The 9420-nt window shown below is 65.1% G+C and carries 8 protein-coding genes and 1 pseudogene; 6 read left to right on the top strand and 3 right to left on the bottom strand.

The genetic code is table 11. The features are described from left to right. The 3 genes from IC50_RS24610 to IC50_RS24600 all read left to right on the top strand — a co-directional run. Window positions 1-721 (top strand): Zn-dependent hydrolase (locus tag IC50_RS24610; RefSeq protein ID WP_035710794.1); only part of this gene is annotated, 721 nt, incomplete at its 5' end. Window positions 722-733: 12 nt separating this feature from the next. Further along, window positions 734-1645 (top strand): NAD(P)-dependent oxidoreductase, encoded by a 912-nt coding sequence (locus IC50_RS24605; RefSeq protein WP_035710792.1) that lies wholly within the window; start codon window positions 734-736, stop codon window positions 1643-1645. A gap of 70 nt (window positions 1646-1715) precedes the next feature. Next, window positions 1716-2789: a malate/lactate/ureidoglycolate dehydrogenase gene (locus IC50_RS24600; protein ID WP_035710790.1), complete on the top strand. Its 1074-nt coding sequence runs from the start codon at window positions 1716-1718 to the stop codon at window positions 2787-2789. Window positions 2790-2973: 184 nt separating this feature from the next. Here the strand turns inward: IC50_RS24600 and IC50_RS24595 are convergent, their stop codons facing one another. Continuing rightward, entirely contained in the window at window positions 2974-4047 is a 1074-nt protein-coding gene (locus IC50_RS24595; protein ID WP_035710801.1) for a tartrate dehydrogenase, read from the bottom strand. A gap of 154 nt (window positions 4048-4201) precedes the next feature. Between IC50_RS24595 and IC50_RS24590 the strand changes: the two genes are divergently transcribed. After that, window positions 4202-4978 carry an SDR family oxidoreductase gene (locus tag IC50_RS24590; RefSeq protein WP_035710788.1) on the top strand — a complete coding sequence of 259 codons (777 nt, stop codon included), beginning with the start codon at window positions 4202-4204 and terminating at the stop codon, window positions 4976-4978. Between the two features lie 126 nt (window positions 4979-5104). Next, window positions 5105-6523, top strand: a complete 1419-nt coding sequence (locus IC50_RS24585) for an amidase (protein ID WP_035710786.1) — start codon at window positions 5105-5107, stop codon at window positions 6521-6523. Window positions 6524-6672: 149 nt separating this feature from the next. On the opposite strand, the gene IC50_RS24580 is transcribed toward IC50_RS24585, so the two are convergent. Beyond that, window positions 6673-7776, bottom strand: coding sequence for an amino acid ABC transporter permease (locus IC50_RS24580; protein ID WP_035710782.1), 1104 nt, complete (start codon window positions 7774-7776; stop codon window positions 6673-6675). A 2-nt stretch (window positions 7777-7778) separates the two neighbouring features. After that, window positions 7779-8966, bottom strand: coding sequence for an amino acid ABC transporter permease (locus IC50_RS24575; RefSeq protein WP_035710797.1), 1188 nt, complete (start codon window positions 8964-8966; stop codon window positions 7779-7781). Between the two features lie 86 nt (window positions 8967-9052). Between IC50_RS24575 and IC50_RS24570 the strand changes: the two are divergent. After that, window positions 9053-9420 (top strand): annotated as a pseudogene (locus tag IC50_RS24570) (MurR/RpiR family transcriptional regulator); the annotation flags it as partial.

Raw genomic sequence — 9420 nt, 5'->3', positions numbered from 1 at the left:
CGGCAAAAAGCCGGTCGGCTTCCAGAAGCTCGGCTGCTTCGTCGAGCTGCATATCGAACAGGGCCCGATCCTGGAAGCCGAAGGCAAGACCATCGGCGTGGTCGATTCCGGCCAGGGCGTGCTCTGGTACGACGGCAAGATTTCCGGCTTCGAGAGCCATGCGGGTTCGACCCCGATGCCGCTGCGGCGCGACGCGCTGGCGACACTGTCGGAGATCGTGCTGGCGATGGAAGCGATTGCCAAGAAGCACGGACCGAACGCGGTCGGCACCATCGGCGAGGCCGTGATCGCAAACCCCTCGCGCAACGTCATTCCCGGGGAGATCGCCTTCACCATGGACTGCCGCAGCGCCGATAACGCGATCATGGATGCGCTCGACCGCGACCTGCGCGCCGCGATCGCAGAGATCGCCGCGCGCCGCAAGGTCGAGGTCAAGATCGATCTGGTCTGGCGCAAGCCGCCGACGCATTTCGATCCCAAGCTGATCGCGGCGGTCGAGAACGCGGCGAAGACGCTCGGTTATTCCTCTCGCCGCATCACGTCCGGCGCCGGCCACGACGCCTGCAACCTCAACACCGTCATGCCGGCGGCGATGGTGTTCGTGCCCTGCAAGGACGGCATCAGCCACAACGAGCTGGAGGATGCCACGCAGCCCGACTGCGCCGCGGGCACCAACGTTCTCATGCATACCGTGCTGGCGATCGCCGGCGTCGCGTCCTGACCGGAGAGAGACATGCGCGGAGTTTTCGTCGACGCCAATGAAGCCCTCGCCGGGATCATGGAGCGGCTAACGAGGCCCGATGATCCCAAGGTACGGATCCACAGGGATCCCGACATCAAGCCCGAACAATATCCGGAAGTGCTCGATGGCGCCGAGATCGCGATCGTTGATCATACAGCGCTGCCGACCGAGGTCGCGAAGAAGTGCACCGGCCTGAAGCACGTCGTGTTCCTCGGCACCGGCGCGCGCAGCTACATGAATCCGGAAGAGCTCGCCGAGCTCGGCATCTCCGTGCATCTGATCAAGGGCTATGGCGACACGGCCGTGGCGGAATCCGCGATCGCGCTGATGTGGGCCTCGGCCCGCGTCATAGCGATGATGGACCGCGAGATGCGGGCCGGCAACTGGCTGCGCGAGGACGGCATGCAGCTCACCGGCAAGACCCTCGGGCTGATCGGCTTCGGCGGCATCGCCGCGGAAGTTGCGCGCATTGCGTCCGGCAGCGGCATGAAGGTGATCGCCTGGAACCGCTCGCCGAAGAGCTATCCCGGCGTCGAGTTCACCGAACTCGATACGGTGCTGGCCAAGAGCGACGTCGTATCGCTGCATCTGCTGCTCAACGACGAAACCCGCGGCATGATCACGCGCGAGAAGATCCTCGCGATGAAGCGTGGCGTCATCCTCATCAACACCGCGCGCGCCGCTGTCATCGACGAAGCCGCCATGATCGACGCGCTGAAGTCCGGCCATATCCGCCATGCCGGCCTCGATGTCTTCAACATCGAACCGCTGCCCGGCGATCACCCGCTGACGAAACTGCCGAACGTGACGCTGTCGGCGCATTCGGCCTTCCGCACACCGGAAGCGAGCGAGAACCTGATTGAGGCAGCCTGGGTCCACTGCCGCCGCATCGTGAAATCGTAGGGTAGGTTACGGCTTCGCCTAACCTACCCTACGCTCCCCGCCAAATCGTGAAGGGATAAGAGCAACAACAATGGCCGACTATCGCACCATCAAGGCAGAGCCGCTCACCAAAGCCATCCACGCCATCGTCAAGGCCGGAGGCTCCTCGGACCGCGAGGCCGAGCTCGTGTCCACCAATCTCGTCGAGGCCAATCTGAAGGGACATGACTCTCACGGAGTCGGCATGATCCCGCGCTATGTCCAGAGCGTCACCAACGGCGGCCTCGCCGTGAACGCGCACGTCAAGGTCGTGCTCGACACTGGTCCGCTTTTGACCCTGGACGGCCTCACCGGCTATGGCCAGGTGATCTGCCATGAAGCGATGGAGCTGGCGGCCGAGCGCGCCAAGCGCAACGGCGTGTGTCTCGTCGGCCTCTCCAACTCGCACCACATCGGCCGCATCGGCCACTGGGCCGAGCAATGCATCGACCACGGGCTGGTCTCGATTCACTTCGTCAACGTGATCTCGCGCCCGATCGTGGCGCCCTGGGGCGGCAGCGATGCGCGCCACGGCACCAACCCGTTCTGCGTCGGCATTCCTCGCAGGGGCAAGGACCCCATCGTGCTCGACTTCGCCACCAGCAGGATCGCGCAGGGCAAAACCCGCGTTGCCCACAACAAAGGCGTCGAGCTCGAGCCCGGCACCATCATCGACAATGAAGGCAAGCCCACGGTCAATCCGCGCTACACCGTGATCCCGCCGTACGGCGCCATCCTGCCGTTCGGAGAGCACAAGGGTTCGGGCCTCGCGCTCGTGTGCGAAATCCTCGGCGGCGCACTCTCCGGCGGACAGGTGGTCAAGGGCCCGTCCGACGGCAAGCACAACGTCCTCAACGGCATGCTCTCGATCGTCATCGACCCGGGCAAGCTCGGCACCGGCGAGAACCTCGCGCGCGAGGTCGAGAGCTTCGTGGCCTGGCACACCGGCTCACCGCCCGCCCCCGGCGTCGACAAGGTCAAGATCGCCGGCGAGCCCGAGCGCGAGACCAAGAAGGAGCGGCTTGCCGAAGGCATTCCTGTCGATCCGACCACCTGGCAGGAGATTCTCGAGGCCGGGAAGAAGTTCGGGCTGGATCAGGCAGCGGTCGAGAAGATCATCGGCTGAACGGGAACGAAGTCGTCACGGCGATGTCGTCCCGGACAAGCGAAGCGCAGATCCGGGATCCCATAGCCACAGGATATGGTTTGGCGAAGATTCGCGGTTGTCAGTTCGTGCGACAACCACGCCCAGGGGCAATGGGTCCCGGCTTTCGCCGGGACGACACTGGAGTTGCTTGCGCGAACTCGCCTTAGTCCACCATGTCCGCGACCGCCTTGCCGCAGGCGGTGGTGTCGGCGTTGCCGCCGAGGTCCTTGGTGCGCAGCGTGCGTTCGGCCAGCGTGCGCTCGATCGCATCGACGATCGATTGTCCTGCTTCCTTCTCGCCCAGGTGCTCGAGCATCATGGCGCCCGACCAGATCATGCCGATCGGGTTGGCGATGCCTTGCCCCGCGATATCAGGCGCCGAGCCGTGCACCGGCTCGAACACCGAGGGGAAATCGCCCTCGGGATTGATGTTGCCTGATGGAGCGATGCCGATCGTGCCGGTGCAGGCCGGGCCGAGATCGGAGAGAATGTCGCCGAACAGATTGGAGCCGACCACGACATCGAACCAGTCCGGATGCAGCACGAAGTTCGCCGTCAGGATGTCGATGTGGTACTTGTCCCACTTCACGCCCGGAAACTTCCTGGCCATCGCCTCCACGCGCTCGTCCCAATAGGGCATGGTGATGGAGATGCCGTTGGACTTGGTCGCCGAGGTCAGATGCTTCTTCGGCCGCGACTGCGCGAGCTCGAAGGCGAATTTCAGGATGCGGTCGACGCCGGTGCGGGTCATCACCGTCTGCTGGGTCACGAACTCGCGGTCGGTATCGGGGAACATGCGGCCGCCGACGGAGGAATATTCACCTTCGGTGTTTTCGCGCACCACCCAGAAATCGATGTCGCCGGGCTTGCGGCCCGCCAGCGGCGACGGCACGCCGGGCATCAGCCGCACCGGGCGAAGGTTCACGTACTGATCGAACTCGCGGCGGAATTTGATCAGCGAGCCCCACAGCGAGACGTGATCCGGGATCTTGGCCGGCCAGCCGACCGCGCCGAAATAGATCGCGTCGTGCTGGCCGATCTTCTCCTTCCAGTCATCAGGCATCATCTGGCCGTGCTTCTCGTAATAGTCCCAGGACGAGAAGTCGAAATGGTCGAATTGAACGGAAACGCCATGCTTCTTCGCCGCCGCCTCCAGAACGCGCAGGCCCTCCGGCATGACTTCCTTGCCGATGCCGTCGCCGGGAATGACCGCGATCCGGTATTGTTTCTTGCTCATCGAGAACGTCCTTGGTTGGTCCGGCAGCCGCCGCATATTGATCGCACTGCAATGGACCAAAGTCGCGGGCGGCGCAACGCTGCACTGCAATGTTGACCGTGGCGCGGCCGAGCGCCTACTGATCTGATCCTGTTCCTTTCCTGCGAGTACCCCCATGGATCTGCATCTGCGCGGCAAGCGCGTCCTGATCACCGGCGCGTCCAAGGGCATCGGCGCAGCCGCCGCCGAGGCGTTTGCCGAGGAAGGCGCGCATCTCCTGCTCGCCGCCCGCAGTGGCGAGGCGCTGAAGGTGCTGGCCGAACGCCTGCGCTCCGCACACCAGATCGACGCCGCGACGAGCATCATCGATCTGCGCAAGGAAGAGGACGTGGCACGACTGGCGAAAGAAGCCGCCGACATCGACATCCTCGTCAACAATGCCGGCGATATCCCCGGCGGCTCGATCGACAAGATCGACGAACCGGCCTGGCGCCACGCCTGGGAACTGAAAGTGTTCGGCTACATCAACCTGACGCGGCATATCTATGCGCAGATGAAGGGACGCGGCGGCGGCGTCATCATCAACGACATCGGCGCGGCCGGCGAAAAGTTCGACGCCAACTACATCTGCGGCAGCGCCGGCAACGCTGCGCTGATGGCCTTCACCCGCGCGCTCGGCGGCAAGAGCCTCGCCGACAACATCCGCGTGGTCGGCATCAATCCCGGGCCCGTCGGCACCGACCGCCACGTCACGCTGCTGAAGACACGAGCGAAGCATCAGTTCGGCGACGAGAGCCGCTACAAGGAATTCCAGAAGAGCCTGCCGCTCGGCCGCCCCGCGCATGCGCGCGAGATCGGCGACCTCATGGCGTTCCTGGCGTCGGACCGCGCCGGCTACACGTCGGGCGTGATCTACACGGTGGACGGCGGCATCAGCGCGGGGTGGGGTTAATTGCCCAGAGATCTTCTAGGCACCGTCGTTCCGGGGCGATGCGAAGCATCGAACCCGGAGCCTCGAGATTCCGGGTTCGCCCTTCGGGCGCCCCGGAATGACAATCAAGAGGTAGGAGTAAGATAATTGTCTCAAGATATGATCCGCGAAACCGCATGCGCGATCGTCGACAAGCTGCGGTCCGGCGACGTCTCGCCGCTCGAGCTGCTGGATGTGCTGGAGAAGCGCATCAAGGAGGTCGACGGCAAGGTCAACGCGCTGCCGATACTGTGCTTCGATCGCGCGAGGACCAACGCGAAAGCACTGATGCAGAAGCCGGCCGGCGCGCGCGGGCTGCTCGCGGGCCTGCCGGTGCCGATCAAGGACCTGACCGACGTCGCGGGCGTGTTGAACACGCAGGGCTCGCCGATCTTCAAGGACAACATCCCCGCGAAGTCCGACCTCATGGTCGAGAACCTCGAGGCCAACGGCGCGGTGGTCTACGCCAAATCCAACACGCCGGAATTCGGCGCCGGCGCCAACACCTTCAACGAGGTGTTCGGCGCGACGCTCAATCCCTGGGATACGACGAAATCGGCAGCGGGGTCCTCCGGCGGCGCGGCCGTGGCGCTCGCGACCGGCATGGCCTGGCTGGCGCAGGGCTCCGACATGGGCGGGTCCTTGCGCAATCCGGCGGCTTTCTGCGGCGTCGTCGGCATGCGGCCGAGCATCGGCCGTGTCGCACACACCCCCAAATCCGGTATCGATCGCAATCTCGGCGTGGTCGGCCCGATGGCGCGCAACGTCGAGGATCTTGCGCTGCTGCTGGATGCCATGAGCGGCGACTATGCAGACGATCCGCTGTCGCTGCCGGCGCCGACGACCTCGTTCTTGTCGGCGGCCCAGGCGGGCAAGAAACCGAAGCGCATCGCCTACTCGCCCGATCTCGGCATCACCCCGGTCGATCCCGAGGTCAAGGCGATCACGCGCAAGGCCGCGGAGCGCTTCGCGGAAGCCGGCGCGATCGTCGAGGAGGCGCATCCGGACTGGCGCGAGGCGCATGAATGCTTCCACGTGCTGCGCGCGTTCGATTTCGCGATCACCAAGGCCAACCTGCTGCGCACCAAGCGCGACCTACTCAAGCCCGAGGTGATCTGGAACATCGAGGAAGGCCTCAAGCTCACGGTCGATCAGCTCGCGCGCGCCGAGGCGCAGCGCGTCCGCATGACCGCCCGCGCGGTCGAGTTCTTCAAGACCTACGATCTGTTGCTGACACCGACCACGATCGTGCCGCCCTTCCCGATCGAACACCGCTACGTCGCCGAATGCGACGGCAAGAGGTTCGAGAACTACGTCGAGTGGCTCGGCATCGTCTACGCCATCACGCTCGCCTGCTGCCCGTCACTGTCGCTGCCGTGCGGCTTCACGACATCGGGCCTGCCGGTCGGCGTGCAGGTCGTCGGCGCCCCGCGCGCGGACGCGCAGGTGATCGCCGGCGCCAAGGTGTTGGAGGATATTCTGGACCTGCGCGGCACGACGCCGATTGATCCGAAGGTGAAGAAGTAGCCTCCCGTGCCCCGGACGCGGCGCAGCGCCTCTTAGGCGGTGCGCTGCAGAGCCGGGGCCCATGTCACCATAACCGCCTCTGCATCTCCTGGGTCCCGGCTCTGCGGCGCAGCGCTGACGTGCCGCACCTTGTCCGGGACACGAGACTCTCACCTTCTCGTCGCCTCGAGGCTGCGGCTGTAGCGCGACATCGCGAAGCAGAAGGCAAAATATATCGCAGCGACGAAGATATAGACCTCGACCGAGAACTGCTGCCAGGCCGGATCAATGATCGCGGTCTTCGCCGTGGTGAGCAGATCGAAGATGCCGATGATCAGCACGAGGCTGGTGTCCTTGAAAAAGGCGATGAAGGTGTTGACCAGCGGCGGGATGACGTGGCGGATCGCCTGCGGCAGGATGATCAGCCGGTGCTTGCGCCAGTAGGACAGCCCCAGCGCATCGGCAGCCTCGTACTGCCCGCGTGGTACCGCCTGGAGACCGCCGCGGATGACTTCGGCGAGATAGGCACCCGCGAACAGGATGATCGCGATCTGCGCACGCAGCAGCTTGTCGATGTTGAAACCAGCGGGCATGAACAGCGGAAACATCACGCTCGCCATGAACAACAGGCTCACCAGCGGCACGCCGCGGATCAGCTCGACATAGAGCACGCACAGCGAGCGGATCGCCGGCAGCTTCGATCTCCGGCCGAGGGCGACGAGGATGCCGAGCGGAAAGCCGAAGGCGAGACCGAACGTCGCCAGGATCAGCGTCACCGGCAAACCACCCCAGCGGTCCTGCGAGACGAAGGAGAGTCCGAACACGCCGCCCCACATCAGCACGCTGATCAGCGCCAGCGCGCCGATCCAGAGATAGGCCAGCTCGCGTCGCCATAGCGCGCGGCGGGTCGAAAGGTAGTACAGCGCGATGAACAAGACCACCGCCAGCGCCGGCCGCCACTGCTCGTCGAACGGATAGGTGCCGAACAGGATGAAGCGGTATTTTTCGGGAATGATCGCCCAGCAGGCGCCGACGCCACGCATCGCGCGGCAGGCAGCGGAATCGTTCGCCGGCGCGAACCAGACCGCGTTGGCGACGCCCCATTGCACGAAGCTGACCGTGGCCTTTCCGAGCACGGCCAGAAGCACGACCGAGAGGATGCCGTTCGGCATCGAGGAGAACAGATTCGTGCGCAGCCAGCGCAGCACCGGATTTCCCAGCTGCGGCCGGCGGGCGGCGCGCGGTGCATCGGGGATGTCGGTGATCGCCGTCATGGTCAGCGCTCCACCAGCGCGATGCGCGCGTTGTACCAGTTCATGAAGAAGCTGATGGAAAGGCTGATGGTCAGGAACACCGCCATGATCAGCGCGATCGCCTCGATCGCCTGCCCGGTCTGGTTCAGCGTGGTATTGGCGATCGAGACCACGTCCTGATAGCCGATCGCGACGGCGAGCGAGGAATTCTTGGTCAGGTTGAGATACTGGCTCGTCATCGGCGGCACGATGACGCGCAGCGCCTGTGGCAGGATGATCTGCCGCAGCACGAAGCTGCGACGCAGGCCGAGCGCGCTGGCGGCGTCCCATTGCCCGCGCGGCACCGACTGGATGCCGCTGCGCACGATCTCGGCGATGAAGGCCGATGTGTAGGTCACGAGCGCGATCAGCAGCGCGAAATATTCCGGCGCGAGCGTCAGCCCGCCGACGAAATTGAAGCCGCGCAGCTGCGGCCACTCGATCGTCCAGGATACGCCGAGCACCAGCGACACGGCGACCGGCAGCGCGACGATGAGACCGAGCGCAAACGGCCAGGCCGGCCGCGGCTTGCCGTCGCGCATCTGCCGCGCAATCAGCCGCCGCCGAATGACATGGAAGACGACCAGACCCAGTACCGCGGCGCCAAGCACCCAGAGCTGCGGAGCTCCGAACGGGATCGCCGGCAGGATCAGGCCGCGATTGGAGAGGAACACACCCTCGACCGGCCGCCACGCGGCGCGCGCCGCCGGCAAGGCCTGCATCAGCACGTACCAGAACAGCAGCTGGAGCAGCAGAGGGATGTCCCGCAGCGTTTCGACATAGACCGCCGCGAGCCGCGACAGCAGCCAGTTGGCCGACAGCCGCGAGATGCCGATCAATGTACCCAAGATGGTCGCGAGCACGATGCCGATGACGGCGACGCGCAGGGTGTTGGCGATGCCGACGACGAAGGCCCAGAGATAGCTATCCCTCGGATTGTAGGCGAGCAGGCTGTCGGCGATCGGCATGCCGGCCTCACGGCCGAGAAAGGCGAACCCTGTGGTGATGCGGCGGGCCGACAGGTTGGTGACGGTGTTGGACCAGAGGAAGACGACAACGCCGACCGCGATCCCGACTACCAGAACCTGCCAGAACAAGCCCTGCAACTCGCGACGTCCCCATGCGCCGAAGAAGCGGCGGCGCGGCGGCGGTCTTGGCGTGTCTGACGTCACAGCACAAAAATCCTTCTCGAAGCAACGATTTCCGGCGGCGCACGTCAAATGTTGCACCAATCCATAATTCATGCAACAAATGTTTCATGGCCGAGCCCGCGAAATCCTCTCCCTTGAGCGAACTGCGCATTGCATTGCCTTCGCTGCCGATGCGGCTGCAGGAAGTCGGGCGCTTCGTCGCCGCCAATGACTACGACGCCACCACCCGTTCGATGCGCGATCTCGCGGCGGAGGCCGGCGCCGATCCTGCCGCGTTCACGCGGCTGGCCAAGGCGATCGGCTATTCGGGCTGGGAGGAATTGCGAGCGGCGCTGACCGAGGCCCGCCGGCCGTCGCAGACCGCGCCCTTCTCCGGCCGCACCAAAGGCCGACGCCATGGCCCGAACGCCGATGTCGCGCTCGTCACTGACAAGCTCGAGGCCGAGGCAGCCGACCTTCCGCGGATCACGGCCCA

Origin of the sequence: Bradyrhizobium genomosp. I (2014), assembly GCF_000261685.1 — a bacterium.
In the GTDB taxonomy this organism is placed as follows: Bacteria; Pseudomonadota; Alphaproteobacteria; order Rhizobiales; family Xanthobacteraceae; genus Bradyrhizobium.
The sequence above is the reverse complement of the archived record's forward strand: the minus strand, read 5'-3'. Positions and strand labels throughout refer to the sequence as shown.

Bases quoted from the DNA above. Each gene is read 5' to 3' on its own strand.
- IC50_RS24590 (WP_035710788.1), top strand. From the start codon at position 4,202: ATGGATCTGCATCTGCGCGGCAAGCGCGTCCTGATCACCGGCGCGTCC.
- IC50_RS24600 (WP_035710790.1), top strand. From the start codon at position 1,716: ATGGCCGACTATCGCACCATCAAGGCAGAGCCGCTCACCAAAGCCATC.
- IC50_RS24595 (WP_035710801.1), bottom strand. From the start codon at position 4,047: ATGAGCAAGAAACAATACCGGATCGCGGTCATTCCCGGCGACGGCATC.
- IC50_RS24580 (WP_035710782.1), bottom strand. From the start codon at position 7,776: ATGACGGCGATCACCGACATCCCCGATGCACCGCGCGCCGCCCGCCGG.
- IC50_RS24605 (WP_035710792.1), top strand. From the start codon at position 734: ATGCGCGGAGTTTTCGTCGACGCCAATGAAGCCCTCGCCGGGATCATG.